The sequence below is a fragment of the Morganella sp. HSTU-ASny43 genome (genome assembly GCF_022819185.1).
Classification (GTDB): Bacteria; Pseudomonadota; Gammaproteobacteria; order Enterobacterales; family Enterobacteriaceae; genus Morganella; species Morganella morganii.
In genome coordinates, this window is record NZ_WSPG01000099.1 from 1 (window position 1) to 272 (window position 272).

At 50.7% G+C, this 272-nt stretch carries 1 tRNA gene; it reads right to left on the reverse strand.

Going from position 1 to position 272, the window contains the following annotated elements:
* Nucleotides 1-76 (reverse strand) — tRNA-Asn (locus GN208_RS17970).
* Nucleotides 77-272 lie beyond the last annotated feature (196 nt).

Below are 272 nucleotides of genomic sequence, written 5' to 3' on the forward strand. Positions count from 1 at the left end.
TGGCTCCTCCAGCTGGACTTGAACCAGCGACATACGGATTAACAGTCCGCCGTTCTACCGACTGAACTATGGAGGAATCGCGTTCTCGTGAGAACGGGGTGAATCATAGCTATCCTGCGGCAGCTTGTAAAGGGCAAAATGCAAAAAAATGACTGAGTGGCTAAGGCTTGAGCAATTGCGGATAAGCAGGGACAAAAACGAAAAAGCCCGCTCAGTGAGCGGGCTCTTAAATATGGCTCCTCCAGCTGGACTTGAACCAGCGACATACGGAT